This is a genomic window from Vandammella animalimorsus, from assembly GCF_002285285.1.
Classification (GTDB): domain Bacteria; phylum Pseudomonadota; class Gammaproteobacteria; order Burkholderiales; family Burkholderiaceae_C; genus Lampropedia; species Lampropedia animalimorsus.
This window is the reverse complement of record NZ_NSJF01000002.1, coordinates 572445-597568: the sequence shown is the minus strand read 5'-3', so window position 1 is coordinate 597568 and position 25124 is coordinate 572445. Positions and strand designations below refer to the sequence as shown.

Genomic DNA, 25124 nt, shown 5'->3' with positions numbered 1-25124 from the left:
GACTGAGATTCTTGAACAGGCCTCAAGGCGCTGGCGGGCCATGCTGCCAGGGCTCCAGGCTGTGCTGGGCGCCTCTGCGCTTCAACGTGTGCAGTGGCAGTACGGCAGCATCCATGGCCACTTCATCCACCCGCCTGGGCTGGCCCAGCGGCGCGGCCGTGGCGCGGCCGGTCTGCACGGCGGCGATGTCTTCGGCGCTGGGGTAGATGCCAGCGAGCCAATAGTCCATCACGCGCCGCGCGATGGGGGCGGCGTGGGCTGCGCCAAAGCCAGCGTTTTCGACGATGACGGCCACGGCGATTTGCGGCTTTTCCAGCGGCGCAAAGGCAATGTAGAGCGAGTGGTCGCGCTGGTGCTCAGCCAGCTTGGCGGCGTTGTAGCGCTCGCGCTGGCCGACGGAGGCGGCCTGGGCTGTGCCGGTCTTGCCGGCCGAGCGGTAAGGCGCGCCAGCAAACACGCGCCGCGAGGTGCCGCGCAGCACCACGCCTTCCATGCCCTCGGCGATGACGCGCAAGTGCTCGGGCCGGTAGCCCAAATCGACACCGGCGGGCTGCTCGATGGCCAATAGCTCGTTGCGGGTCACGTCCAGGCGGCCCTTGGCCAGGTGCGGGCGGTGGCTGATGCCTGCGTTGGCCAGCGTGGCCGTGGCATGGGCCAGCTGCAGCATGGTGAAGCTGTTGTAGCCCTGGCCAATGCCCAAGGACACCGTGTCGCCGGGGATCCAGCTCTTGCGCCGCGGATCGCTGAAAGCATTGCGCTTCCATTCGCGGTTGGGCAGGATGCCGCGGCTTTCGCCGTTGAGGTCAATGCCGGTGAGTTGGCCAAAGCCCAGCGGTTTCATGAAGTCGTGGATTTTCTCCACGCCCATCTCATAGGCCAGCGAGTAGTAGTAAACGTTGCTCGAGCGCGTGATGCTGCGGCGCATGTCCACCGGGCCCAGCGCCGCGCCGCTGCGGTAGCGGTGGCCGGCCAGGGTCCAGGTGCCGCCGTCCTGGATGACGGTGTTGGCGCTGCGCGCGCCAGTCTCCAGCGCGGCCAGGGCCATGAAGGGCTTGTAGGTCGAGCCTGGTGGGTAGGTGCCGCGCAGCGCGCGGTTGAACAGCGGCCGGTCGATGGATTCATTCAGGGCCTGCCAGTTTTCCTGATCAATGCCTTCGACGAACAGGTTGGGGTTGAAGGTCGGCATGCTGACCATGGCCAGGATTTCGCCATTGCTCGGGTCGATGGCCACCAACGCGCCGCGGCGCTCGCCAAAGAGCTCCTCGACCAGGCGCTGCAGCTTGATGTCCAGCGACAGCACAACGGTGTTGCCTGCGCGCGCCGGGGAGCTGTCCATGACGCGCAGCGGCCGGCCGGCCGAGGAACGCTCGAGCTGCTCCACGCCCGTGATGCCGTGCAGTTCACTCTCGTAGCTGTCCTCGATGCCCAGCTTGCCAATGTGGGTCGAGCCACGGTAATTGGCTTCTTCGTCGCGCTCCTCGATGCGCTCAAGGTTTTGCTGTGTGATACGGCCGATGTAACCGATCACGTGGCTGGCGGTGTTGCCCATGGGGTAGGTGCGAAACAGCCGCGCGGCCACTTGCACGCCAGGAAAGCGCCAGCTCTGCGCGGCAAAGCGCGCCACTTCCTCGTCACTGAGCTGGGTGCGGATGGGCAGCGAGTCGTAGCGCCCGGCCTCGCTGCGCAGGCGCTCAAAGCGACGCCGGTGGATGGGCTGAATGTCCACCAGCTCGGCCAGCTCGTTGATGGTCTGCTCCAGGTTGCGCACCCGCGCCGGCGAGATCTCCAGCGTATAGGCCGAGTAGTTGCCCGCCAGCAGCACGCCGTTGCGGTCGACGATGTTGCCCCGGTAGGGCACGATGGGCACGACTGCCGTGCGGTTGCTCTCGGCGCGCTCCTGAAACTCCTCATGGTGCAGCACCTGCAGGTAATAGGCCCGGCTGGCCAGCACCAACATGCCAGCCAGCACTAGCAAAGCCATGAAAACGATGCGACCCGTGAAGCGGCCAGCATCATTTTTCACATCCTCAAAGCCAGTCATAGCGGACGCCGCTCTTTTTCCGTCAAGGGGCTGAGCTGTGGCGCCAGCAGCCAGTGCCGCACCAGCGGCCACAGCAAAGCCTGTAGCAGCGGGGCCAGAAACACCAGAGAAGAAGGCCAGATGCGGCTGGAGAGCCAGCCCAGGCAGGCCTGCAGAGCGCTAACGAAAAAAAACGGCAACAGCAGCAAGATGGCTTGCTGCATGCCGCCCTGGTACCAACGCAGGCGGTTCTGCACCGTCTGCACCCAGAACACGGCCACGATGTAGGCCAGCGCATGCTGGCCCAGCAAGCTGGCGTGCAACACGTCTACGGCCACCCCCAGCACAAAGGCCGTGCCAATGCCCACGCGCTGGGGCTGGTGCAAGGCCCAGAAGCACAGTACCAGCAGCATGACATCGGGAAACCACGGCACTTGGCCCATGGGCAAGGCATGCAGGCACAGCGCAACCAGCAGGCTGGCGGCAATGAATAGGGGCCTGGCCGGACGCAGAAGCTGTTCAGTGCGGTGAATGTTGAACATGTGGCCTACCTCCCTGCGGCCCTGGCAGCCCCGGTCTGCCCTTGGCCCGCATTGCCTGGAATCACTGGCTCGGGCGGCAGCTGTGGGGGCTCAGGCCCGTGCTCGCCATACAGGCCCACAGGTTCGAGCACCATCACGTAGCGGGCACTTTGCACCTGGGCCAGGGCCTGGGCAAAGATGCGAATGAAGGGGGCATCGCTGTGCGTTTCGACGAAATCCACAGTCCCCACGGGCACGCCCGGCGGATAGTAGCCGTCGATGCCGCTGGTGACCAGCACATCGCCTTCCTGCACGTCCGAGCCGGTCGGCACAAAGCGCAGCTCCATGCGCCCGCCGCTGCTGGCCGCGCGCACCCCGGATGCCACCATGCGCAGTCCAGTGCGCAAGCTCATCACCGGCACGCTCTGGTCACGATCGGTGACCACGCGCACCTCGCTGGAGAAAGGAAAAACCTGCGTGACCTGGCCGAGCACGCCAAACGAATCGAGCACCGGCGCGCCGGGGCGAACGCCTGCCAGCTGCCCTTTGTCGATCACCAGCCGGTTGGTGTAGGGGTCGGGCGCGGCATAGGCCACTTCGGCCGACAAGGCCTTGGTGGAAACGCGCGCGCGCAGCTCCAGCAAGCTACGCAGGCTTTCGTTCTCGCGCTCCAGGTATTCAACATGGTTGACCCGCTCTGCCAGCGCCATGGCTTCGCGCTGCGCCTGCTGCGCCTGCTCTTGCGCCTGGCGCAAATCCTGCGTATAGCCTTCCAGCGTGCGCCAAGCCTGCACGGGCTGGCCCATCAGCCATTGCAGCGGATAAACAGCCGTGCCCACTGCCTGGCGCAGCGGCCCGGCGACCTGAAAGCGCCCATCGACGACCATCAACAAAATGGCCAGCGCGCCAAACACCAGCAGCTTCGCCGCCGGCGTGGTGCCATCCGTGAAGATGCGTGGCGTGCGGCGCTCGAACATGATGGCCGGCTATCGGAGAAAGTGAATCAATGCCCAGGCGCGCACGCATGCGCTCGGGCGCGGTGGCTGTAAAAGGCGCACAGCGCTGCGGCCATGGGCCTCACCCGTCAGCCTTCGTCGGTGAAGATGCTGGCCATGTCGTCGATGCGATCCAGCGCCATGCCACAGCCGCGCACCACGCAGGCCAGCGGCGTCTCGGCCACCAGCACTGGCAGGCCAGTTTCCTCGGCCAGCAGGCGGTCCAGATCACGCAGCAGCGCGCCGCCGCCTGTGAGCATCATGCCGCGCTCGGCAATGTCCGCGCCCAACTCGGGCGGGGTCTGCTCCAGCGCCGTCTTCACGGCCGAGACAATCTGGTTGAGCGGCTCGGTCAGTGCTTCAAGCACCTCGTTGCTGGAGATGGTGAAGCTGCGCGGCACGCCTTCGCTGAGGTTGCGGCCCTTGACCTCCATCTCCAGCACCTCGCCGCCGGGGAAGGCCGAGCCGATTTCCTTTTTGATGAGTTCAGCCGTTTGCTCGCCAATGAGCATGCCGTAATTGCGGCGGATGTAGTTGACGATGGCCTCGTCGAACTTGTCGCCGCCCACTCGCACGCTGCCTTTGTAGACCATGCCGCCCAGCGAGATCACCCCCACCTCAGTCGTGCCACCGCCAATGTCCACCACCATGGAGCCGCGCGCCTCGGACACGGGCAGGCCCGCGCCGATGCCAGCGGCCATGGGCTCCTCGATCAAATAGACCTTGGATGCGCCAGCCTTGAGCGCCGCATCCTTGATGGCGCGACGCTCCACCGGGGTGGAGCCGCAGGGCACGCAAATGATGATGCGCGGCTGCGGCGCCAGCAGCGAGCGCGGATGCACCATGCGGATGAACTGCTTGATCATCTGCTCGGTGATGACGAAATCGGCAATCACGCCATCCTTCATGGGGCGGATGGCCTCGATGTTGCCTGGCACCTTGCCCAGCATGGCCTTGGCCTCATGGCCCACGGCCTGGATCACCTTCTTGCCCCCTGTGCTCAGGCGGATGGCGACCACCGAAGGTTCATCGAGCACCACCCCTTTGCCACGCGCAAAGATCAAGGTGTTGGCCGTGCCAAGATCAATCGCCAAATCGGTGGAGAAATAGCGACGCAAAGATCCGATCATTGAAAAAAATCCTTTGCCAGCGCTGCCCGGCGCGCTCCAGTGCGCCGCAGCGGTGGCGTTCGCAAACGCGATGATGGCCTGTTCACCGCCAACCTTTGCCCAGGCGGCCCAAGACGGCGCGAACAAGCCTCAAATGTTCTGAAAAGACGGCAAAGGGCAGATAATACCGCACCTGTTCACGCTGCTGAAGCAGACTGCCCATGACCGAGCCTTTGGCCACTGCCTCAGCCCGTTGAGTCGCGCGCCCATCCCCGCACGCGAACTTCCCCATGGCATCCCCGGCTGCGCCGCCAAGGCAATGCCAAGCCCCGTATTCCACGACATGGCCCTGACCTCCGACGACCTACACCGCATTGCCAGCCTCTCCAAGCTGTCCTTTGACGAGCCACAAAGCCAGGCGCTGCTGGCCCAGATCAACAGCTTTTTCGAGCTGGTCGAACGCATGGAGGCGGTGGACACCAGCGGCATTGAACCGCTGTTCCACCCCGTCTCCGCCATCGAAGACATTCAGCTGCGCCTGCAGCCGGACGTGGCCGATGCCCGCAGCCAGCGCGAAGGCAATATGCAAAACGCCCCCGCCGCCGAGGACGGCTTCTTCCTCGTGCCCAAAGTGATCGAATAAGCAGGCCCTGCCGCGCCAGCGCGGCCACCGGCGCGCGCCCTGCAGCAAGCTGCCCTGCCCGATCAGGATCAGGCCCGCACTGCGCGACCCGACCCTGCAGCGGTACTCGTTCGCATCAAAACAAAAGCCATACCGCCCCGATTTCTGCCCCGATTTCCGCCCTGATCCAATGAGCACCACCGACTTGCACGCCCAGAGCCTGCGTGAATTGAATGCCGCTCTGCGCCAGCGCCGCATCTCCGCCACCGAGCTGGCACAACACTTTCTGGCCCGCATCCGCCAGCACCAGGCGCTGGGCGCCTTCCTGGCCGTGGATGAAGAACTGACGCTGGCCCAGGCCCGCGCCGCTGACGACCGCCTGGCCGCTGGCCAGGCCGGCGCGCTGGAAGGCCTGCCGCTGGCGCACAAGGACATCTTCGTCACCCAGGGCTGGCCCAGCACCGCCGCCTCGAAGATGCTGGCCGGCTACCGCTCGCCGTTCGACGCCACCGTGGTGCACAAGCTGGCCGCCGCCGGCGCAGTCACGCTGGGCAAGCTCAGCTGCGATGAATTCGCCATGGGCTCGGGCAATGAAAACACCGCCATCGCCCCCATCGGCCAGGCGCAGGCCGCGCCCTGCCGCAACCCCTGGGATGCCAGCCGCGTGCCCGGCGGCTCCTCGGGCGGCAGCGCCGCCGCAGTGGCCGCAGGCCTGACCCCGGCAGCCACCGGCACCGACACCGGCGGCTCCATCCGCCAGCCTGCCGCCTTCTGCGGCATCACCGGCATCAAGCCCACCTACGGGCGCGTCAGCCGCTACGGCATGATCGCCTTTGCCTCCAGCCTCGATCAGGCCGGCCCCATGGCCCGCTCGGCCGAAGATTGCGCGCTGCTGCTCTCGGCCATGGCCGGCCCCGACCCCGAGCACGACTCCACCAGCCTGGACGCCCCTGCCGAAGACTTCACTCGCCAACTGAACGACAGCATCGAAGGCCTGCGCATCGGCGTGCCGCAGGAGTTTTTCGGCGACGGCATTGCGGGCGACGTGCGCGCCGCCGTCGAGGCCGCCCTCAAGGAATACGAAAAGCTCGGCGCCAAGCTGGTGCCCGTCTCGCTGCCGCGCACCGAGCTGTCCATCCCCGTCTACTACATCATCGCCCCGGCCGAGGCCAGCTCCAACCTCAGCCGTTTCGATGGCGTCAAGTTCGGCCACCGCGCCGCGCAATACGACGATTTGAACGACATGTACGTGCGCACCCGCAGCGAAGGCTTTGGCGAGGAAGTCAAACGCCGCATCATGGTCGGCACCTACGTGCTCTCGCACGGCTACTACGACGCCTACTACCTCAAGGCCCTGAAGCTGCGCCGCATGATCGCCGACGACTTCCAGCGCGCCTTCCAGCAGTGCGACGTCATCGCCGGCCCCGTGGCACCCAGCACCGCCTGGGCCATTGGCGCGCACAAGGATCCGCTGGCCGACTACCTGGCCGACATCTTCACCCTGCCCGCCTCGCTGGCGGGCCTGCCCGGCATGAGCGTGCCCGCCGGTTTTGGCGCAGGCGGCATGCCCGTGGGCCTGCAACTGATTGGCAACTACCTGCAGGAAGCGCGCCTGCTGAACGTCGCCCACCGCCTGCAACAGGCCACGGATTGGCATTTGCAAACGCCCGCTGGCTTTTGAGTTGCATGGCTTATGTGGCTGGCCTATTTCGACGAAAACAAGTTCGACCTCTCAACGGGGCGGGACTCGTTTTGGATCGGCGGCATTTACGTCTCGGAAGAAGCCCTGCCGGAGCTGGAAAAACGCCTGCGCCAGATCCAGACGGACATCTTCGGCAGCTCCGTGCTCTCGGCCAAGACCGAATTGCATGGCAAGGAGCTCTTCCACGGCAAGGGCAATCTGCGCAGGCACTCGCTGCCTGAACGCCTTAAAGTCTTCAATGCCGTGGCCGACGCCTTGGTGGAGCTGGCCCTGCCACTGCAGTTGATCCGCATCGACGTGGCCAAGCACCGCAAGCGCTACACGACGCCAGAGCCGGAATACCGCCTGGGGCTGATGCTGATCCTGGAGCGCTACAGCGAATTTCTCGAACAGCAAGAAGCGCGCGGCCTGGTCTTTTGCGACTATGAAGCCGATGAAATCACCCAGGCCGTCATGGACTTCTCCGCCTACAAGCAAGCGGGCTCGACCAAATACTGGTTTGGCCGCTCACTGGAGCCCATCCACGACACCATTTACTTCACCTACTCGCACCACAGCCGCTTTCTGCAAGCAGCCGATTTAATGGTGTATCTGGCCGCACGCTTTGACCACCAGAACATGCCGCCTGCCAAGTGGCACGAAGCCCAGGCCTGGGCCATCTGGCAAAAAATAAAGGCCAGTGTTCGCATTCAACACTGGCCCTGAAAGAGGAACGACTCTCTTCACACTTGAAGATACCGCTTACAGGAACGGCGCGAGTCGTTGCGGGCGATTCTACAACAGCACATCCACATGACCACAGCACTCATCCAAGGCTACGAAGTCGTCATCGGCTTTGAAACCCACGCCCAACTGGCCTGCGCCAGCAAAATCTTCAGCCGCGCGCCGCTGGGCTTTGGCGCCGCGCCCAACACGCAGACCGCGCCGGTGGACTGCGCCCTGCCCGGCACGCTGCCGGTGATGAACCGCCAGGCCGTGGCCTGCGCCATCCGCCTGGGCCTGGCGCTGGGCAGCCATGTGGCGCCGCGCTCGATCTTTGCGCGCAAAAACTACTTCTACCCCGATCTGCCCAAGGGCTACCAGATCAGCCAGTTCGAAATCCCCGTGGTGCAAGGCGGCGAGGTCAGCTTCTTCGTCGATGGCGAGAAAAAAACCGTGCGTCTGGTGCGCGCCCACCTGGAGGAAGACGCGGGCAAATCCGTGCACGACCAATTCCCCGACGCCTCGGGCATCGACCTCAACCGCGCCGGCACGCCGCTGCTGGAAATCGTCACCGAGCCGGACATGCGCTCCACCGCAGAAGCCGTGGCCTACGCCAAGGAACTGCACAAGATCGTCACCTGGATCGGCATCTGCGACGGCAACATGCAGGAGGGCAACTTCCGCTGCGATGCCAACGTCTCCGTGCGCAAGCCCGGCCAGCCCTTTGGCACGCGCCGCGAGATCAAGAACCTCAACAGCTTTCGCTACATGCAGCAGGCCATCGACTACGAGATCCGCTGGCAGATCGAGCAGCTCGAGGACGGCCACGCCATCGAGCAGGCCACCGTGCTGTTCGACCCCGCCACGGGCGAGACCCGCGCCATGCGCACCAAGGAAGACAGCGCCGACTACCGCTACTTCCCCGACCCGGATCTGCCGCCGCTGGTCATCGCCCCCGAGTGGATCGCGCAGGTCAAGGCCGACATGCCCGAGCTGCCGCGCCAGATGGCCGAGCGCTTCGTGCGCGACTGGGGCCTGCCCGAATACGACGCCACCACGCTGACGCAAAGCCAGGCCATGGGCGCTTACTTTGAAGAAGCGGCCCAAGCCTGCGGCCAGGCCAAGCTGGTGAGCAACTGGGTGATGGGCGAAATCTCGCGCCGCCTCAACACCGAGGAAATCGGCATCGAAGCCGCCCCCGTGCGCCCGGCGCAACTGGCGGCGCTGATCGGCCGCATCCACGACGGCACCATCTCCAACAACGCCGCCAAGCAAGTCTTTGAGGCGCTGTGGAGCGGCCAGGCCAGCGAGGTCGATGCCGTCATCGAAGCCAAAGGCCTCAAGCAAATGAATGACAGCGGCGCGCTGGAGAAAATCATCGACGAGGTGATCGCCGCCAACCCCGCCAACGTCGAGCAATACAAGGCCGGCAAGGACAAAGCCTTCAACGCCCTGGTCGGCCAGGTGATGAAAGCCAGCAAGGGCAAGGCCAACCCGCAACAGGTCAACGAATTGCTCAAGGCCAAGCTGGCCGGCTAAGCTGACCAAGCAATGCCTGCAAGCTGCTGCGCCACACAACCCTGCAGAGGAGCGCCATGAACAGCCCCACCCCATCGACCGACCCGCTGCAGCGCTGGCACCAGGTGCTGCAAAGCCGTGACCCAGCGCAGCTGCAGGCTTTGCTGCACCCGGACGTGGTATTCCTCTCGCCGGCCGTGCACACGCCGCAACAGGGCCGGGCGCTGACCATGGCCTATCTGCTGGCGGCCATGCAGGTGCTGGGCCAAGACAGCTTTCAGTACCTGAACACCTGGCGCGGCGCGCAGTCGGCGGTGCTGGAGTTCAGCGTGGAGCTCGATGACGGCCTGCAGGTCAACGGCATCGACATGATCGAATGGGACGACGCCGGGCTGATTACCCGCTTCAAAGTCATGGTGCGCCCGCTCAAGGCGCTCGAAGGCGTGGTGCAGCACATGCGCGCTGCGCTGGCGCAGCAGGCCCAGCGCAGCGCGGATTGAAGGGCCTCTCACAGGCCCAATCACTCAGCCCGATGGCTCAACCCAGCAGCCCTTGCGCGCGCAGCTGCTGCACGCGCGCCTTTTCCTTGGCCATGCTCTGCGCCGCATAGGCCGCGTATTCCTTGGGGCCCATGTAGTTCAGCGGTTGGTTGAGCTGCGCCAGCGCCTGGCGCCCTGCGTCCGATTCCAGCGCCTGTTTGAAGGCATCGTGCACGGCCTGCACTTGGGCCGCGTCCATGCCCGGCGGGCCGGCCAGACCAAAGGGCGAATCCACCCAGGTGTCAGCGCCCAGCTCGCGCATGGTGGGCAAATCGGGAAACAGCTCCGAGCGCTGCTCGGTGAGCATGGCCAAATACCGCATGCGCCCGGCGCGGATGTACTGCACCGCCGTGCCCGTCATGGCTGCGGCGTCCAGGTGGCCGCCCAGCAGCTCGGTGGTGATGTCGCTGTCGCTCTTGTAGGGCACGATGTTGAGCTCCAGCCCCAGCGCCTGCGCCACTTCGCCCATGACGATGCGCGGCGTGCCGGTGGCGCCGGTCACGCCCACTGTCAGCTGGCCTGGGCGCTGTTTGGCCTCTTGCGCAAACTCCTGCCAGTTTTTCCAGCGCGCATCCTGGCTCACTGCAAAGCCGAACACGTAATTGGTCATGCAGATGATGTAGCTCAGCTTGAGCGGATCAAAGCTGACCTTGGTCAGAAAGGGCTCGCGAAACACCGTTGCCGGCAGCACGGCAATGGTGTGCCCATCGCGCGCCCGCGCCAGGGCCGCCGCGCCGAAGGTGCCATTGGCGCCGGGGCGGTTTTCGATCACGATCTCCTGACCCAGCGCCTGCGCCGCCTGGGCCGAGAGCGTGCGCAACAAGGTATCGGTCGGCCCGCCCGCGCCATAGGGCACGATCAGTTGCAGCGGCTTGCTGAACTGGCCTGCAGCCCAGGCGGGGATGGCGCCTGCGCTGGCCAGCAGGCCCAGGCCTGCCAGCAACTGGCGGCCCATGAAGTCACGGCGATTGGGGTGTTGGCGCATGGTGGATTCCTTTCGATTGGGGCGTTGCGCATTGCCGGCCAGGCCAGCGGGTTGAGGTGATGTTGGGCTGTGTCGCAGTGGTCGCTTCAGAAGTGGTCGCTTCAGGCCAGGGGCTTCACAGGCCCTAATCCAGCGTGATGGCGGCCTGCTGAATGACGCCGGCCCATTTGGCGGTTTCCTCGGCCATGAAGGCATCGGTCTGGGCCGGCGGCAAGCCTTTGGGGAAGGTGCCCATGCGCTGCAGCGTGGCCTGCACTGCGGGCTCTTGCAGGATTTGCGCCGTGGCCTGGGCGAGTTGCTGCACCACGGCATCGGGCACGGCCGCCGGGGCGATCAGCGCGGCCCAGGTGCTGCCTTCGACGCCGGCAATGCCTTGTTCGGCAAAGGTGGGCACATCGGGGATGGCCGGCAGACGCTCGGCCCCGGCCACGCCAATGAGCTGCACCCGCCCTTGCGGGCCGCCGTGCTCGATCAGGTTGGTGGGCGCATCGAGCAGCAGGTCGATGTGGCCGCCGATCAAGTCGGCCAGCGCCGGCGCTGCGCCGCGGTAGGGCACGTGCACCATGTCCACCTTCGTGCGCCACTTGAGCAATTCGGTCGTCAGATGCGCCGATGCGCCCTTGCCCGATGAGCCGTAGCTGAGCTTGCCCGGGTGCGCCCGGGCGTACTCGACCAGCTGCGCGGCCGATTGGAACGGCGCCTGCTTGGCCACCCCAGCCACCAGCGGCGAGATGCCCAGCAGCGAGACGCCGCGCAAGTCCTTGGCCGGGTCGTAGGGCAGCTTGGGGTACAGCGTGGTATTGACGGCATAGGCGGCGATGACGACGCCCAGCGTGTGGCCATCGGGCGCGGCGCGGGCCAGCTCGGCCACCCCGGTGATGCTGTTGGCGCCGGGCTTGTTGTCCACCACCACGGGCTGGCCCAGGCGCTGCTGCAGGCCTGGCTGCAGCAGCCGCGCCATTTGGTCGGTGAAGCCGCCGGGCGCATAGGGCACGATGATGCGCAGGGGCCGGCTCGGCCAGGGCTGGGCGCCCTGCCCGGCCTGCGCCTGGATCTGGGTCTGGGTCTGCTCACTGGCCTGTGCAGGTAGGCCAGGCAGCGCCAGCAGGGCTGCCGCGCCCAGCGCTGCCCAGGCGGCCCGCGCCATGCGCGCCATACGCCCAGTCCCCCCCATCTTCCCAATCCGCGCAGAGCCTGCGATACCTGCGCCACCACAGCGGCGCAGGGCCTGCAACGGTGGGTGGCAAGCGGTGATGACAGTCATGGCGATGCTCCCTCCCCCGGTGGTGATTGACCGATCCCGCCCGTGCCTGGCGCCAGGGTTACGCCATGCGCGGGCTTGGCCCTGGCTCAGGGCCGTTCAGACAGTTCAAGAAGGCTTGGATGCGCTCGACGCCTCAGCCGCAGCAGGCAGTTTGAGCACGCCCTGAGTCTGCAGTTGCTGCAATTGCTCCTCGCTCATCTCCAGCAGCCTGTGCAACACCTCGCGCGTGCCTTCGCCCAGCGTGGGCGGCGCATGGCGGATGGGCAGGCGCTGGCCGTCGAGCCGGTAAGGCGGCGCGAACACCGGCACCGTGCCAGCCACGGGGTGCGGCAATCTCTGCAGCAGGCCGCTGCGCTGGGTGCGATCGCTGCTCAGCGCCTCGTGCAGGCCGCTGACTTCGCCGCAGGGGATGCCCTGCGCGCGCAAGCGCTGCAGCAACTGCGCGCGCGGCCAGGCCGCAATGGCCTGCTGCAGCAGCGGCGCCAGCGCCTGGCGGTGGCGGGCGCGCTGCACGTTGGTGGCAAAACGCTCGTCCTGCACGATCTCCGGGCGCTCGATGACGTGCAGGCAAAACTTCTCGAACTGCGCGTTGTTGCCCACGGCAATGATGAGCGGGCCGTCAGCGGCCTCGAACAAACCGTAGGGCATGATGGACGGATGGGCGTTGCCGTAGCGCGCCGGGTCGTGGCCCAGCTCCAGGGCCTCCAGGCCGTAGTAGCCCGTCACCATCAGGCCGCAGTCGTACAGCGCCATTTCGATCAACCGGCCGCGGCCGCTGCGCTGGCGCTCAAACAATGCCGCCAGCACGGCCTGCGCGGCGGCCATGCCGGTCATCAAGTCCACCACGGCCACGCCAAATTTCAGCGGCGGCTGCCCGGCCTCGCCGTTGAGGGCCATCAGCCCGGCCTCGGCCTGGATCACCAGGTCATAGCCGGGGCGCGTGGCCTCAGGGCCGCTGCTGTCGTAGCCGGCCACGGCGCAGTAGATCAGCTCTGGCTTGAGCGCCTTGAGCCGCTCGTAGCCCAGGCCGAGCTTTTCCGCGCCGCCGCTTTTGAAGTTGTGCACCAGCACATCAATCTGCGGCAGCAGCGCCTCGATGATCTGCAACGCCTGCGGGGTTTGCAGATCCAGCGTGACCGAGCGCTTGTTGCGGTTCATGCTGTTGTAGTAGGTCGTCTCGGTCTGGCCGATGCGCAGGCCCCAGTCGCGCGTGTCGTCGCCACGGCCAGGGTGTTCGATCTTGATGACCTCGGCGCCGAAGTCGGCCAGCACCTGGGCGCACAGCGGCCCGGCAAACACGCGCGAGAGGTCGAGCACGCGCACGCCGGCCAGCGGCAGGGGCTGCGGCGCTGCGGCATCTGCTGCATCTGGGGCCGCACGCCCGGCGGCGGGCTGAGTTTTTGCATCCATGACCTGCTCCTCAATCGCGCGGCGCCTGGCGCAGGCGCACAAAATCGGGGTTGCGCTTTTCGAGAAAGGCGCCAATGCCTTCGCGCGCCTCGTCCCGGCCCTGGGCCTGCACCATGCGCTGCGCCTCTTCTTCGAGCTGTTGCGCCAGCGGCTGGCTGGCGGCCATGCGGCACAGCGCCTTGATGTCGGCCATGGCCTGCATCGGCCCCTGGGCGATCTGCTGGCCCAGCTCCAGCGCCTGGGCCCGCGCCTGGCCCGGCGGCGTCAGCGCGTTGACGGCGCCCAGCGCATGCAGTTGCACGCCGCTGATGCGCTCGCCCGTCAGGCACAGCTGCGTCATGCGTTGGCGCGAGAGGAACTGCGCCAGAAAATGCGTGGCGCCGCCATCGGGGCTCAGGCCGACTTTGACGTAAGCGACGGAAAACACGGCGTCTTCAGCGGCCACCAGCATGTCGCAAGCCAGCGCCAGCGACAGCCCGGCGCCTGCGGCTGCGCCTTCGACGGCGGCGATCACCGGCTTGGGGCAATCGGCGATGGCGCGCACCAGGATGTTGAGGCGTTCGAGCTCCTCGCGGCGCTGCTGCGGCGCCATGGCGTGGCGCTGCGCCAGCTGGCGCAGATCGCCGCCAGCGCAGAAGTGCCCGCCCTCGCCGGTGAGCACGATCGCGCCCACGCTGGCATCGTCAGCGGCCTCGCGCAGCGCCTGCACCAGGCCCAGGTAAAAGCCGGGCGTGAGCGCGTTGCGCGCCGCCACGTTGTTGTTGGACAGCAGCAGCACAGCGCCGTGGCGCTGGCGCAGCAATGGCTGCTCGGTCGTTGCAGGGGCGCTCATGTGGTCTGCTCCTCCGTGGTGGCTGCGGCGGCATTGAGACTGGCGAAATTGCGCCCTTGCGCCACCAGTTGCTGCAGCAGCTCTGCAGGCTGCCAGAACAGCGCATCTTCCTGGGCGAAGGCCTGGATGTCGGCCAGGATGGTCTGCAGCCCTTGCGCATCGGCCCAGTGCATGGGCCCGCCGCGCCAGCGCGGAAAGCCATAGCCGCCCAGGAACACGGCGTCCACGTCCAGCGGGCGCAGCGCAATGCCTTCCTGCACGACCTTGGCGCCTTCATTGACCATGGCGGCCATGTAGCGGCGCATGATCTCATCGGCGCTGAAGCTGCGCGGCGTGATGCCCTTGCGCGCGCGCTCGGCGGCGGCGATGGCCAGCACCTCTTCGTCGGGCTGGCCGCTGCGCGCGCCCTCGGCATAGCGGTAAAAGCCGCGCCCGGTCTTTTGGCCGAACCAGCCGCGCTCGCAGATGCGGTCGGCAATCTCCACATAGCGCGCACGCGGATCGCGCGTGGCAGCGCGGCGCTTGCGCGTGGCCCAGCCGATGTCACCCCCGGCCAGATCCGTGACCTGGAACGGCCCCATCGGGTAGCCAAAGCCGCGCACGGCGGCATCGATCTCGTAGGGGCTGGCGCCGTCTTCCATCAGGTAGTCGGCCGCCTGTTTGTACACGGCCAGAATGCGGTTGCCGATGAAGCCATCGCAGACGCCGGCGCGCACCGGCGTTTTCTTCATGCGCGCGGCCAGTGCAAAGGCCGTGGCCACCACGTCCGGCGCGGCCTGCGCGGGCACGACGATCTCCAGCAGCTTCATGATGTGCGCCGGGCTGAAGAAGTGCAGGCCGATCACGTCCTGCGGACGGCCCGTGGCCGCAGCGATGGCGTCGATGTCCAGGTAAGAAGTGTTGGTGGCCAGCACCGCGCCGGGCTTGCAAACGCGCTCGAGCTGGGCAAACACGGCCTGCTTGACGGCCAGATCCTCGAACACGGCCTCGATCACCAGATCCACCTCGGCCAGCGCGGCGTAATCGGTGCTGGCGGCAAAGCGCGCCATGGTGGCGGCCTTGGCCTGCTCGCTCATGCGGCCCTTGGCGATCAGGCCGTCATAGACCTTTTCCAGATTGGCCTGGCCACGCGCCAGGGCCTGGGCGTCGCGCTCGATCATGGTCACCGGCAGGCCTGCATTCAGCGCCGCCACGGCAATGCCTGCGCCCATGGTGCCGCCGCCGACCACGCCGATGCAATGCACTGGGCGCGGCGCGGCGGCGCGCGCCTCTGGCACCTGCGCGGCGGCGCGCTCGGCCCAGGCCGCATGCAGCAGCGCGGCGTGCTGGGCACTGCCGCGGGCTTGCTCGAACACGGCCTGCTGGGCCGCCAGGGCCTGTACCCAGGGCTGCTGCACAGCCGCGCGCAGCGCCTGCAGGATCAAACCTGGCGCTTGCAGGCCGCGGCTGCTCTTGCGCTGCGCCTGCTCCTGCGCGTCCAGCTCTGCCAGAGCCTGCTCAGGCGATGCCAACGGCTGGGCCGAGGCCGGGCGCGGCCCAGCCTGCTGCGCCAGCAACTGCCCGGCCCAGGCCAGGCCAGCGGCCAGGGCATCGTCGCCATCGGCCAGCAGCTGATCGACCAGGCCGGCATCGCGAGCCTGCTGGGCCGTCAGCGCCCTGCCGCCCAGCAGCCATGCGGCAGCGGCTTCGGCGCCCATCCAACGCAGCGCGCGCGCCATGCCGCCCGCAGCCGGCGGCAAGCCCAGCGCCCAATCGGCCCAGGCCAAACGGGCCGAAGGCAAGGCCAGCCGGTAGTGCGCAGCCAGGGCCAGCTCCAGGCCCGCGCCTTGCACGCTGCGTTGCAGCACGGCGATGACGGGTTTGGGAAAGGCTTCGATGCTCTGACAGGCTGCGCGCAGCGCCTGGCCATCGGGTACGCGCGCGGCATCGCCCTGCACGGCCGCAGCGTCCAGCGCGCCATCCCAGGCGGGGCCGGCCAGCAGCAGCACGGCCTGCGTGGCCGCATCGTCCTGGGCCTGTTGCAGCGCCTGCTGCAGGGCGGCGCACACGACGGCCTGATCGGCCAGCACAGGCGCGCGCTGCAACTGCAGCGCCAACACCGGGCCATGCTGCTGCCGCAGCAAGGGCTCCGCAGCATTTGGGGTGGGGGAAGAGGCAAGGTCGGACATGAAGAAAAGGCCTTTTCTGTTCGGTTTCCAGCAGACGAGGGGCCATGCTAAAGGCAAGGCATGGCAAAGGCTGTCCGCCAGCCGACAGCGGCACGGGGCGTGCAGCAAGCGCGAGGCTCAGGGCCTGTTCCACCGTTCGGTGCAACTGTGCAAGAGGCGGTTGGGGATGGGTGCAAGGCGGCACATTGCGCCGATCACGCAGCCATGGCCGACGCTGTGGCGAGGCTTTGCAGCGCAAGCGGATCGGCTCAATCCGCAATCCGGAAACCGCCGTGCAAAGCTGTTGAACAGCGGCTCTCAGCGCCGCTGCGCTGCGGACTGGCCTGGCTGGCCTGGCTGTGGGGCCGTGCTCAGCGGCGCCAGCGGGGCGTCCAGCGTTGGCGGCGGCACGGCGCATTCGCGGCCCACGGTGTGCAGCGTGCGGCCATCGCGGCGCAGGATGTAGTGGTCCTGTGTCTGCAGCGCGTCCAGGCGCAGCCGGCCACTGACGAGAAAGTAATCGCTGCCGACGCTGAAATAGCGCTCGGGCAGCGCCATCTCCCCAGGCAGCAGGGCCTGGGCCATGGCCAGCGAATCAAAATGCTGCAGGCTGCGCACGGCCACCAGGCGCGCTGCGGCGCTGCCGGCGCCCTCGGGCAGCGCGGCGGCCAGCACGCGCTCGCTGGCGGTGTTGAGGTTCAGCCGCGTGCGCACCGCCGGCAGCAGCGTGATGTGCGGGCGCAGCAAGGCGATCTCGGGCTCGCGCAGGCCCAGCCAGGCCAGCTGCTCGACACAGGTAGGCGCCAGATCCACATCGGCCTGCAAATCCACGCGGGTGGCCTCCAGGTAGCGTTGCGCCAACGGCGCAGCGCGCCCTGCACCCAGACCGAGCTCGATGAACAAACGCTCGAACTGCTGCAGCACCTGCGGGTCGATCTGGCCGCCATCGAGCAGATTGGCAAAGTTCAGCCGGCCGTTGAGATCGACGATGGCGCCAGAGAAGAAGGCCTCGCCCAGATCGGCATTGGCGTCCGTGGCGATGTTGTGCTCGGCGCTCAGAAAGGTGCCCAGCTTGGCCTCGGCCAGCGGCACGGCCCAGGGCTCGTTGAAGTGGTCGCTGGGCTGGCCGCCCTGGCTGCTGGAGGCCGAATCGACCACGGCGTCGATGTTCAGGATGATCTTGGACCAGTCCAGCGCGCCGCGCACCAGCCAGTGCGACTGCATTTGCGCGCGCTCATCGGCCTCGGCCTGGGCGCTGCGCCACTGACGCCAGCTGGCCGCAGCCGCCATGCTGGCCAGCAGCGCCACAATCAGCATGGCCAGCAGCAAGGCCGCGCCGCGCATGCGCGCCGCAGCGGCGGGCCGCAGCCGCTGCGCCAGGCCGCCTGAGCGATGGGGGGGCATGCGGCCGGCCATCAGCGCGCACTCCCGAACAGTGGGCTGAGCCAGTCGCGCGTGATGCGGCCGCCAAAGCCGCTGTGCTCGTCCAGCTCCAGCTCCAGGCGGATGCCGTCGGGCAGGCGCATGCGCACGGCCGGGCTTTGGTAGCGCTGCGCGTTGCCTTCGCCCTCTGCGCCGCCCTCGCCATTGCCCTCGCCATTGCCCTGCCCGTTGCCTGGGGCCTGGCCACCTGGCGCATCGAGCTGGCCATCGGCTGGCGGCCGCTCCTGGCGGTCGAAGGGCTGGTCCAGCCCGCCCTGCGGGCCGCCACCGCCTGGGCCTGGGCCACCGGCCCAGCCCAGTTGCTGGCTGGACAGCGGGTTGCTCCAGCGCCCTTCCAGCGCATAAAAAATCTGCCAGCGCACCAGCGGCAGCAGGCGCACGGCCTGGCCGTACTGTGACTGGCCCTGCCCCTGGGCCCAGAGCTGGGCCGCATTCCAGGCCGCCAGCCATTGGTGACGCTGGCTGATGGGCTGCGACTGCCAGCGCAGCCAGTGGCTCTGGCCGTCGATCTGCTGCTCCGCCCAGGCCACGACGCGCAGGCTGGGGGGGGCGCCCTCGTGCACACGCGTGCTGGCGCGCGTCAGGCGCAGCACCTTGCCGTCCCAGTCCAGCGTGGTCAATGCCGGCACCTGCACCAGTTGATCCAGGTCGCGCTGCCACTGCGCCAGCGCGGTCTGCAGCAGCGCCTGCTGCTGCGCGCTGCGCTCGGCATGGGCCTGGGCGCGCAACAAGCCGTCGATGCCACGCCAGCTCAGACCTGCCAGCACCGCCATCAGCGCCACAGCCACCAGCACCTCGATGAGCGTGAAGCCACACGCCGCGCGCCCTGCGCCTGCAGAAGTTCTTTGGCCCGCCATCTCAGAAGCGCCCCACCAGGGTCGAGAGCGAAAGCACAAAGTGCTGCGCGCTGTGCACGCGCGCATCGACGCGCCGCAGCGAAGGGTTGACGGTGCCGCTGCTGACCACCTCGACCTCGAACGCGCGCCCGGCCTGCTCGCAACGCTCGCGCGTGGTGCCAATGGAGGGCAGCTGGGTCTGCGCCAGCAGGCGCACCTGCACCAGGGCGTTCTCGGCGCACCACTGCGCCAGCATCACCTCCTCGCGGCGCTGGGCGTTGTGCAACAGGCCGCCTGCGGTGCGTGAGCCCGCAGCCAGTGCCACCGCCACGATGGCCAGCGCCACCAGCACCTCCACCAGCGTGAAGCCATGCTGGCGCAGCCCGCGCGCGGCAGGCTTGGGCGCGGCTCGGCGCGGCCAGGGCAGCGTCATGGCGCGCGCACCTCGAATGGCGCCAGACCATCGCTGACCACCTGCACGCGCAACGCCGGCTGATCCGGCAGGCTGAGCGTGATGGCCGTGGGCGTGAGAATGGGCTCGGGCCCCAGCAGCACCGGCTGCACGGGCTGGGCCACTACGCCCGGCTGCTCCCAGCGCGTGGGCAGGTCTTGCAGCAAATGCGGGATGCGCCCCTCGAACACAAAGCCTTCGGGCGTGGGGCGCCAATGCACCGCATGGCCGCTGGCGCGCGAGTGCAGCCGCGCCGACTCCAGCAACGCCGCCAGGCGGTCGCCCTCGCGCTCGAGCGCGCGCTGCCCGCTGTCTGGCCAGGCCAACACCATCACCGCCGCGCCGACAGCGATGATGGTGGCCACCACCAAAATCTCCATCAGCGTGAAGCCGCGCTGGCGGCGCGGCTTCAGCGGCGTCAGTGACAGGCGCGAAGGGCAGCACGGCCAGGCTGGCCGGCCTGCAGTGCCGCCCGCCCAGGCCATGGCTGCGGTGTACGCCTTGCGGCCCATGCCAACTGGCTCCTCGCGCTGGAACTTTGAACCGTCTGAACAGCCAGCGGGGCTTACTGCCAGCTGCCGATGTCCGCGTCCGTGCCCTCGCCGCCGGGGCGACCATCGCCGCCGTAGGAAAGCACGTCCACCTCGCCATACACGCCGGGGAAGACGTACACATACGGATTGCCCCAAGGGTCATTGGGCAGCTTGCCATTGTCCAGGTACGGGCGGCTCCACTTGGCCGGCACCGGCTCGGTGCTGGGCCGCGCCACCAGCGCCTGCAGACCCTGCTCGCTGGTCGGGTAGCGCATGTTGTCGGTACGGTAGAGCTTGAGCGCCGTCATCAGCGTATTGATGTCGGCGCGCGCGGCTGTCTGGCGCGCCTCATCGGTGCGGCCCAGGATGCTGGGCGCCACCAGCGCAGCCAGCACCCCGATGATGACCACCACCACCATGATCTCGATCAACGTAAAGCCCTGCTGGCGGCGGCCAGCAGGGCGGCGGGAAATGCTTGTCAACATAGAAACGCCCTGGAGCAAAAAAACACAGGCAGCACACGGGCCACAGGATTAGGGCTTGTCGAGATGGGGGTGTTGCGGCGGTTTTTCGATCAAAACTGCGCAGTTGCTGGGTTGAAAATGCTTGTAAAAGGCATCCAACCTTGCGCGCATTTTCGCCTGGCACCTGCGGCTTTTGCCTCGAAAAAAACGCTTTGCAACCCCCATCTCAACAAGCCCAGCCGCCCATGCAACACGCGACAGCGCAAAGGCAGCAACCAGGCAGCTGCTGCCAGCTGCGGCGTGAATCATAATCGCAGCCCATGCGTACGCCTTTTCTCTCCTCCGCCTGGCCTCCGCGCCTGCTCACACTGGGGCTGTGGGCTCTGGCTGTCGGCAGCGCCGCTTTCTGGCTGCTGCAACTGCCCAGCCAACAGCCCCCGGCCGAGGCCGACGTGGCCCAGGCCGCCCTGCTGGCCGATGCCCAGGGCCTGAACCAGCTGCTGGGCGCTGATGCCGCCGAGCCGCAAGCGGCCCCGGACGAGCCACCGCCGCCCGCCGCGCAGTACCAGCTCGTGGGCGTGCTGGCCGGCGCACGCAGCGGCCACGGCGCCGCGCTGATCGCCGTCAACGGCCAGCCCGCCAAGCACTACCGCGTTGGCGCCTTGCTCGACGGCGGCGAAAACCTCTACCTGCAGTCGGTCTCGGGGCGCAGCGCGCAACTGGGCCCCAGCCGGGGCGGCGCAGCCCAGCTGCAATTGCAGCTGCCCGAGTTCGCGCCCGCCCAGCGCCCGGCCGCCGCCAGCCCACTGTACGCCGCGCCCACCACCCAGCCCATTACCAACAATCTGCCACCGCGCCACTCGCCGCGCTCCACCCAACAGCATGTACCCATGCCGCCTGGGGGTTGAGCAAAGCCATCATCGGCAGGCCCCATGCACCCGCGCAGGCAGCGTGTGCGCCAGTTCCGGCTGCTTGAAAAACCACAGCACCCGGATCAATTTGCGCTCACCGCCCCATTCCCGAATCGGCATGTCGTCGTATGTCACCAGCTCCCAGCCCTGTGCATTTTTCGCCTGCGGCGGCGCTGCGTCAGCGGGCAGGTACTGGATGTCCTGCACATAGTGAGCCATCTTGAAATAATCGGCGCGGCATTCGTGCCGATAACTCACCAGCGGGCCATACACGTAGAAATTTTTCAATTGATAACCGGGCTGCCCTTCCGTCCAAACGGCCATTCTGGGCACAACCGCAGTATCCCGCCCTTGGGCCTGCCAATGCCGCTCAATGGCCTGTGCCTGCTGGGCAAAAACCTTGTTGGCCTGCTTGTTCGACGACCCTGCGCCAGCACGGCTGAATTCGTACCAATCCTGCCCACCTGGAATCAACAAGGCCAAGTTGAAATTCAAGGAATGCTGGTCAATGCCATACACCAGCGCCAGCTGCACCAGGCCCATCAGCCCATAACCCAATGGCTTGGGCGTCACGGGCAATCGCCTGAGCACCGCCCACAGCAGCACAGGGATGATCGGCACAAACAGGCGATACAAATACATCATGTGCACGGTGCCTGCAAACAGCCCATAAACCCCATAAAACAGCGAACCGGCCATCAGCGCATTAAAACCAGTTACGCTACTTTTTAACTTTTCATTTTCTGCCAGCCTACGCCTGCCCAACAACAATGCCAGAGCCAATGGCAAGAGCAGCAAGGCCCCCAGCGACAATTCATAAAACATTCCCTTGCCCAGCACGCCAGCAGAGGACTTGGAAATATTTTTATTGTAAAAAGAGGTTGGCAATAAATCGCCATAATGCCAATAGCACCATGCAAACCACAGGAAAAACAGCGCAGCAAGAAAAACTGTCACTCCCCACACTCCGATGTTGCCTTTGCGACGCCACAGCACGGCGCACACCAGCGGCCCCAAAAGCAATACCATGTCATAGCGGGTGAAACCCGCTAGCGCGCACAGCACCAAAATACCCATATCGCCACGCACGCTGCTGTCTTGTGCTGCACATGCGCATATCAGAAGAATCAGCACCAGCAAAATCGGGGTTTCCAGACCACCCAAAGTCCAGAACACCACTGGCGGGAATGTCAATAACAGGAATTGGTACAGGCGAGCCTTTTCAGGACTGAAAGCAAACATCCTGTGCGCGGCCCAGCCAGCCACCCAAAAGACTGCCACTGCGGCCAGCAGCACATAGGCCCTGACCGAGCCGCCAGTCAACCAAGCAAGCCCCGCCATGAAAAAAGCATGCAGCGGCGAAGTCAGCGCATTGACGGCATCCCCCTGATTGAAAACCAGGCCAACCCCATGCGCCAGGTTTTCCGCATAACGCGCCACGATGAATGCATCATCGGCAAAGCAACCATAAAAAACAAAGACAAAAGCAGCAAAAAATAAAAAACTAATGGAATCAAATTTCAGCGCTTTTCCCATACCAGCACCTAGAAGAAAATAAAGCAGAACGCCCCGCTGATGACGGGGCGTTCTGTCAAATGGCTGCTTCAATGAACTTTAGTCGCCACCGTGCATCAACCCAGCGCGCGCTGGATCAGGATTTTCTGCACGTCGCTGGTGCCTTCGTAGATCTGGCAGACGCGCACGTCGCGGTAGATGCGCTCGACCGGGAAGTCGTTGACGTAACCGTAGCCGCCCAGCGTTTGGATGGCGGCGCTGCAGACGCGCTCGGCCATTTCGCTGGCGAACAGCTTGGCCATGGCCGCCTCGCGCAGGCAGGGGCGGCCGGCATCGCGCAGGCTGGCAGCGTGCCAGATGAGCTGGCGCGCTGCCTCGATCTGCATGTCGCATTCGGCCAGGCGAAAGCCCACGGCCTGGTGGTTGATGATGGCGGTTCCAAAGCTCTCGCGCTCCTTGGCGTATTGCACCGCGGCCTCGAAAGCCGCGCGCGCCATGCCCACGCTTTGCGAGGCGATGCCGATGCGCCCGCCTTCGAGCGAGGACAGCGCGATCTTGTAGCCCTCGCCCTCTTCGCCGATGCGGTTTTCCACCGGGATGCGGCAGTCCTCGAAGCGAATCTGGGCCGTGTCGCTGGAGTGCTGGCCGAGCTTGTCCTCGAGCCGCTCGACGTGGTAGCCGGGATTGTCGGTGGGCACGATGAAGGCGCTCATGCCCTTCTTGCCCGCGGCCTTGTCGGTCACGGCAATGACGATGGCCACCTGGCCGTTCTTGCCGCTGGTGATGAACTGCTTGACGCCATCGATGATGTATTCATCGCCCTGGCGGCGCGCAGTGGTGCGCAGCGCAGAGGCGTCCGAGCCGACCTGCGGCTCGGTCAGGCAGAACGCGCCCAGCATCTTGCCCTGCGCCAGCGGCTCCAGCCATTGGCGCTTCTGCGCGTCATTGCCATAACGCATCAGGATGGCGTTGACAGGGCAGTTGGTCACGCTGATGGCGGTGCTGGTGCCGCCATCGCCGGCGGCAATTTCCTCCAGCACCAGTGCCAGCGTCAGGTAGTCCAGACCAGCGCCGCCGTATTCAGCGGGCACGCAGATGCCATAGGCGCCCAGCTCCGCCAGGCCCTGGTGAACGTCGGCGGGAAAGTGGTGCGTACGGTCCCATTGCGCGGCATGCGGGGCGATTTGCTCCTGCACGAAAGCGCGCACGGCATCGCGAATCATGGTCTGGTCTTCAGTCAACAGCATGGGCAGGTCTCCAAGGTGCGTTGCAACGGAAAGGCCCGCACGGACCACGCACCAGTGCGCCTAGCGCGCGCAGCGCCTGCACGGCACGGGCGCTGCGCAGCACGCGCGGCGCGCTGCGTGCAGACCCTTCAAAGGGAAAACAGGCATTGTAGGGGCCGGCCCACGCCCCCGGCTGCTACCATGGCCGCCGTTTTTTGCCCTGTCCGCGCCCATGTCGCACCCCTCGCCCGCCAGTCACGCCCACGCCCCACTCGCCGCATCCCAACCCCGCGCAACGCCGCCGTCACAGGTCACCGCCGGGGTCGTCAATGCCCTGGTGGCCGGGGCGTTCTGGGGGCTGATCTTTTTGATTCCGCTGCTGCTGCCGGACTTCAACGCCTGGCAGCTTTCGGCCGCGCGCTATTTGGTCTATGGCTGCGTGGCCGTACTGCTATTGGCGCCGCGCTGGCGCCGCCTGCGCGGCCGGCTGGGCCGCCAAGAGTTGCTTGGGCTGCTGGGGCTGAGCATGCTGGGCAACATCGTGTACTACGTGCTGCTGGTCTGGGGCGTGCAATGGGCCGGTGCAGCGCCCACCACGCTGATCATTGGCTTGATCCCGGTACTGGTGACGCTGTTTGGCACCAGCCGCCAGGGCGCCATCGGCCTGCGCCCGCTGCTGGCGCCGCTGGCGCTGTGTCTGCTGGGCACCAGCCTGGTGGCAGCCCAAAGTCTGCTGCAAGGCAGCCCGGCCACGGCCACGCTCAGCACCGCCCAGCGTGCACTGGGGCTGCTGGCCGCCAGCGGCGCGCTGCTGAGCTGGTCGGCCTATTCGATCTACAACAGCCACTGGCTGCGCCGCCGCCCGGACATCTCGCCGTGGGACTGGTCGCTGCTGACTGGGCTGGCCACCGGGCTGCTGTCTCTGGGGCTGGCTGTGCCGGCCTTTCTGGCCCCCTGGGTGGCGCCGGCTGCAGGCGACTCGGCACACACGCCGGCGCAGTGGCTGTACTTCTGGCTGCTGACGGGCACGCTGGCCATCCTGGCCTCAGTGGTGGGCAACAACTTCTGGAACCGCGCCAGCCGCCAGCTGCCGCTGACCATGATCGGGCAGATGATCGTGTTCGAGACCGTCTTTGGCCTGGTCTATGGCTTTCTCTATGACTGGCGCCTGCCCTCCATGCTGGAATGGCTGGCCATGACGGCCCTGATCGCCGGCGTGCTGTGGTGCGCGCGCGTGCACCAGCGCCAGCATCGGGGAGCTGCATAGTAGGGCCTGTCCCCAAGGCTGCAGGCCCGCGCTGGGCCTGCAACTACGATTTGCCACCACCATCGCCCGGTGCGCCCAACCGCCCGGCAAAGCCCAGGCATGGCCAGCGCCG

23 protein-coding genes are annotated in these 25124 nt (G+C 66.8%); 7 read left to right on the top strand and 16 right to left on the bottom strand.

The genetic code is table 11. The features are described from left to right. Nucleotides 1–22 precede the first annotated feature (22 nt). The 4 genes from mrdA to CK620_RS06040 all read right to left on the bottom strand — a co-directional run bounded on the left by mrdA (nucleotide 23) and on the right by CK620_RS06040 (nucleotide 4666). Nucleotides 23–2041 (bottom strand): penicillin-binding protein 2, encoded by a 2019-nt coding sequence (gene mrdA, locus CK620_RS06055; RefSeq protein WP_095549514.1) that lies wholly within the window; start codon nucleotides 2039–2041, stop codon nucleotides 23–25. Next, entirely contained in the window at nucleotides 2038–2562 is a 525-nt protein-coding gene (gene mreD / locus CK620_RS06050) for a rod shape-determining protein MreD (protein ID WP_095549513.1), read from the bottom strand. Before mreD ends, mrdA begins: the two co-directional genes overlap by 4 nt. Before the next feature lie 5 nt (nucleotides 2563–2567). Beyond that, the gene (mreC, locus tag CK620_RS06045; RefSeq protein WP_095549512.1) at nucleotides 2568–3518 is read right to left on the bottom strand and encodes a rod shape-determining protein MreC; all 951 of its coding nucleotides are present in this window, start codon (nucleotides 3516–3518) and stop codon (nucleotides 2568–2570) included. A gap of 107 nt (nucleotides 3519–3625) precedes the next feature. Further along, on the bottom strand, nucleotides 3626–4666 hold the full coding sequence (locus CK620_RS06040) for a rod shape-determining protein (protein ID WP_095540328.1): 1041 nt from the start codon (nucleotides 4664–4666) through the stop codon (nucleotides 3626–3628). 322 nt (nucleotides 4667–4988) lie between these two features. Between CK620_RS06040 and gatC the strand changes: the two genes are divergently transcribed. The 5 genes from gatC (at nucleotide 4989) to CK620_RS06015 (ending at nucleotide 9689) form a co-directional block, all read left to right on the top strand. Beyond that, the gene (gene gatC, locus CK620_RS06035; RefSeq protein WP_095542685.1) at nucleotides 4989–5288 is read left to right on the top strand and encodes an Asp-tRNA(Asn)/Glu-tRNA(Gln) amidotransferase subunit GatC; all 300 of its coding nucleotides are present in this window, start codon (nucleotides 4989–4991) and stop codon (nucleotides 5286–5288) included. 169 nt (nucleotides 5289–5457) lie between these two features. Further along, nucleotides 5458–6948 carry an Asp-tRNA(Asn)/Glu-tRNA(Gln) amidotransferase subunit GatA gene (gene gatA, locus CK620_RS06030; RefSeq protein ID WP_095549511.1) on the top strand — a complete coding sequence of 497 codons (1491 nt, stop codon included), beginning with the start codon at nucleotides 5458–5460 and terminating at the stop codon, nucleotides 6946–6948. A gap of 12 nt (nucleotides 6949–6960) precedes the next feature. Then, a complete protein-coding gene (locus CK620_RS06025; RefSeq protein ID WP_095542687.1) occupies nucleotides 6961–7674 on the top strand; it encodes a DUF3800 domain-containing protein in 714 nt (237 codons plus the stop codon). Between the two features lie 87 nt (nucleotides 7675–7761). Further along, nucleotides 7762–9210: an Asp-tRNA(Asn)/Glu-tRNA(Gln) amidotransferase subunit GatB gene (gatB, locus tag CK620_RS06020; RefSeq protein WP_095549510.1), complete on the top strand. Its 1449-nt coding sequence runs from the start codon at nucleotides 7762–7764 to the stop codon at nucleotides 9208–9210. 56 nt (nucleotides 9211–9266) lie between these two features. Then, a complete protein-coding gene (locus tag CK620_RS06015) occupies nucleotides 9267–9689 on the top strand; it encodes a nuclear transport factor 2 family protein (RefSeq protein WP_095549509.1) in 423 nt (140 codons plus the stop codon). A gap of 37 nt (nucleotides 9690–9726) precedes the next feature. On the opposite strand, the gene CK620_RS06010 is transcribed toward CK620_RS06015, so the two are convergent. The 10 genes from CK620_RS06010 to gspG form a co-directional block, all read right to left on the bottom strand. Further along, nucleotides 9727–10713, bottom strand: coding sequence for a tripartite tricarboxylate transporter substrate binding protein (locus tag CK620_RS06010; protein ID WP_238946034.1), 987 nt, complete (start codon nucleotides 10711–10713; stop codon nucleotides 9727–9729). A 124-nt stretch (nucleotides 10714–10837) separates the two neighbouring features. Continuing rightward, nucleotides 10838–11977: a tripartite tricarboxylate transporter substrate binding protein gene (locus tag CK620_RS06005; protein ID WP_238946033.1), complete on the bottom strand. Its 1140-nt coding sequence runs from the start codon at nucleotides 11975–11977 to the stop codon at nucleotides 10838–10840. A 105-nt stretch (nucleotides 11978–12082) separates the two neighbouring features. Beyond that, on the bottom strand, nucleotides 12083–13387 hold the full coding sequence (locus CK620_RS06000; RefSeq protein WP_095549624.1) for a CaiB/BaiF CoA transferase family protein: 1305 nt from the start codon (nucleotides 13385–13387) through the stop codon (nucleotides 12083–12085). Between the two features lie 10 nt (nucleotides 13388–13397). After that, on the bottom strand, nucleotides 13398–14219 hold the full coding sequence (locus CK620_RS05995) for an oxepin-CoA hydrolase, alternative type (protein WP_095549508.1): 822 nt from the start codon (nucleotides 14217–14219) through the stop codon (nucleotides 13398–13400). Further along, complete coding sequence (locus CK620_RS05990; protein WP_095549507.1) at nucleotides 14216–16387, bottom strand: 3-hydroxyacyl-CoA dehydrogenase NAD-binding domain-containing protein; 2172 nt, start codon at nucleotides 16385–16387, stop codon at nucleotides 14216–14218. The genes CK620_RS05995 and CK620_RS05990 overlap by 4 nt, the downstream gene beginning before the upstream one ends. 297 nt (nucleotides 16388–16684) lie before the next feature. After that, nucleotides 16685–17770: a type II secretion system minor pseudopilin GspK gene (gene gspK / locus CK620_RS05985; protein WP_172424449.1), complete on the bottom strand. Its 1086-nt coding sequence runs from the start codon at nucleotides 17768–17770 to the stop codon at nucleotides 16685–16687. 11 nt (nucleotides 17771–17781) lie between these two features. Beyond that, a complete protein-coding gene (locus CK620_RS05980) occupies nucleotides 17782–18666 on the bottom strand; it encodes a PulJ/GspJ family protein (RefSeq protein ID WP_179290581.1) in 885 nt (294 codons plus the stop codon). 1 nt (nucleotide 18667) lies between these two features. Then, a complete protein-coding gene (gene gspI / locus CK620_RS05975; protein WP_095542435.1) occupies nucleotides 18668–19078 on the bottom strand; it encodes a type II secretion system minor pseudopilin GspI in 411 nt (136 codons plus the stop codon). Then, nucleotides 19075–19608 (bottom strand): prepilin-type N-terminal cleavage/methylation domain-containing protein, encoded by a 534-nt coding sequence (locus tag CK620_RS05970; RefSeq protein ID WP_238946032.1) that lies wholly within the window; start codon nucleotides 19606–19608, stop codon nucleotides 19075–19077. Before CK620_RS05970 ends, gspI begins: the two co-directional genes overlap by 4 nt. Nucleotides 19609–19661: 53 nt before the next feature. Continuing rightward, nucleotides 19662–20114 carry a type II secretion system major pseudopilin GspG gene (gene gspG, locus CK620_RS05965; protein ID WP_095549505.1) on the bottom strand — a complete coding sequence of 151 codons (453 nt, stop codon included), beginning with the start codon at nucleotides 20112–20114 and terminating at the stop codon, nucleotides 19662–19664. Nucleotides 20115–20413: 299 nt separating this feature from the next. Here gspG and CK620_RS05960 point away from each other — a divergent pair, with 299 nt between their 5' ends. Further along, a complete protein-coding gene (locus CK620_RS05960; protein WP_095549504.1) occupies nucleotides 20414–21001 on the top strand; it encodes a type II secretion system protein N in 588 nt (195 codons plus the stop codon). Nucleotides 21002–21010: 9 nt separating this feature from the next. On the opposite strand, the gene CK620_RS05955 is transcribed toward CK620_RS05960, so the two are convergent. After that, on the bottom strand, nucleotides 21011–22540 hold the full coding sequence (locus CK620_RS05955; RefSeq protein WP_095549503.1) for a hypothetical protein: 1530 nt from the start codon (nucleotides 22538–22540) through the stop codon (nucleotides 21011–21013). Between the two features lie 95 nt (nucleotides 22541–22635). Continuing rightward, a complete protein-coding gene (locus CK620_RS05950; RefSeq protein WP_095549502.1) occupies nucleotides 22636–23766 on the bottom strand; it encodes an acyl-CoA dehydrogenase family protein in 1131 nt (376 codons plus the stop codon). A 211-nt stretch (nucleotides 23767–23977) separates the two neighbouring features. Here CK620_RS05950 and CK620_RS05945 point away from each other — a divergent pair, with 211 nt between their 5' ends. Continuing rightward, complete coding sequence (locus CK620_RS05945; protein ID WP_095549501.1) at nucleotides 23978–25012, top strand: DMT family transporter; 1035 nt, start codon at nucleotides 23978–23980, stop codon at nucleotides 25010–25012. The last annotated feature ends 112 nt before the right edge of the window (nucleotides 25013–25124 follow it).

Excerpts from the sequence above, each read along its gene's own strand:
- gatA (WP_095549511.1), top strand. The coding sequence starts at position 5,458 with ATGAGCACCACCGACTTGCACGCCCAGAGCCTGCGTGAATTGAATGCC.
- CK620_RS05980 (WP_179290581.1), bottom strand. The coding sequence starts at position 18,666 with ATGGCGGGCCAAAGAACTTCTGCAGGCGCAGGGCGCGCGGCGTGTGGC.
- CK620_RS06040 (WP_095540328.1), bottom strand. The coding sequence starts at position 4,666 with ATGATCGGATCTTTGCGTCGCTATTTCTCCACCGATTTGGCGATTGAT.
- CK620_RS06015 (WP_095549509.1), top strand. The coding sequence starts at position 9,267 with ATGAACAGCCCCACCCCATCGACCGACCCGCTGCAGCGCTGGCACCAG.
- mrdA (WP_095549514.1), bottom strand. The coding sequence starts at position 2,041 with ATGACTGGCTTTGAGGATGTGAAAAATGATGCTGGCCGCTTCACGGGT.
- CK620_RS05960 (WP_095549504.1), top strand. The coding sequence starts at position 20,414 with ATGCGTACGCCTTTTCTCTCCTCCGCCTGGCCTCCGCGCCTGCTCACA.
- gspK (WP_172424449.1), bottom strand. The coding sequence starts at position 17,770 with ATGCCCCCCCATCGCTCAGGCGGCCTGGCGCAGCGGCTGCGGCCCGCC.
- CK620_RS06025 (WP_095542687.1), top strand. The coding sequence starts at position 6,961 with ATGTGGCTGGCCTATTTCGACGAAAACAAGTTCGACCTCTCAACGGGG.
- gatB (WP_095549510.1), top strand. The coding sequence starts at position 7,762 with ATGACCACAGCACTCATCCAAGGCTACGAAGTCGTCATCGGCTTTGAA.
- gatC (WP_095542685.1), top strand. The coding sequence starts at position 4,989 with ATGGCCCTGACCTCCGACGACCTACACCGCATTGCCAGCCTCTCCAAG.
- CK620_RS06005 (WP_238946033.1), bottom strand. The coding sequence starts at position 11,977 with ATGACTGTCATCACCGCTTGCCACCCACCGTTGCAGGCCCTGCGCCGC.
- CK620_RS05955 (WP_095549503.1), bottom strand. The coding sequence starts at position 22,540 with ATGGGAAAAGCGCTGAAATTTGATTCCATTAGTTTTTTATTTTTTGCT.
- CK620_RS05970 (WP_238946032.1), bottom strand. The coding sequence starts at position 19,608 with ATGGGCCGCAAGGCGTACACCGCAGCCATGGCCTGGGCGGGCGGCACT.
- CK620_RS05995 (WP_095549508.1), bottom strand. The coding sequence starts at position 14,219 with ATGAGCGCCCCTGCAACGACCGAGCAGCCATTGCTGCGCCAGCGCCAC.
- CK620_RS05945 (WP_095549501.1), top strand. The coding sequence starts at position 23,978 with ATGTCGCACCCCTCGCCCGCCAGTCACGCCCACGCCCCACTCGCCGCA.
- gspI (WP_095542435.1), bottom strand. The coding sequence starts at position 19,078 with ATGACGCTGCCCTGGCCGCGCCGAGCCGCGCCCAAGCCTGCCGCGCGC.
- CK620_RS06010 (WP_238946034.1), bottom strand. The coding sequence starts at position 10,713 with ATGCGCCAACACCCCAATCGCCGTGACTTCATGGGCCGCCAGTTGCTG.
- CK620_RS06000 (WP_095549624.1), bottom strand. The coding sequence starts at position 13,387 with ATGGATGCAAAAACTCAGCCCGCCGCCGGGCGTGCGGCCCCAGATGCA.
- gspG (WP_095549505.1), bottom strand. The coding sequence starts at position 20,114 with ATGTTGACAAGCATTTCCCGCCGCCCTGCTGGCCGCCGCCAGCAGGGC.
- CK620_RS05990 (WP_095549507.1), bottom strand. The coding sequence starts at position 16,387 with ATGTCCGACCTTGCCTCTTCCCCCACCCCAAATGCTGCGGAGCCCTTG.
- CK620_RS05950 (WP_095549502.1), bottom strand. The coding sequence starts at position 23,766 with ATGCTGTTGACTGAAGACCAGACCATGATTCGCGATGCCGTGCGCGCT.
- mreC (WP_095549512.1), bottom strand. The coding sequence starts at position 3,518 with ATGTTCGAGCGCCGCACGCCACGCATCTTCACGGATGGCACCACGCCG.
- mreD (WP_095549513.1), bottom strand. The coding sequence starts at position 2,562 with ATGTTCAACATTCACCGCACTGAACAGCTTCTGCGTCCGGCCAGGCCC.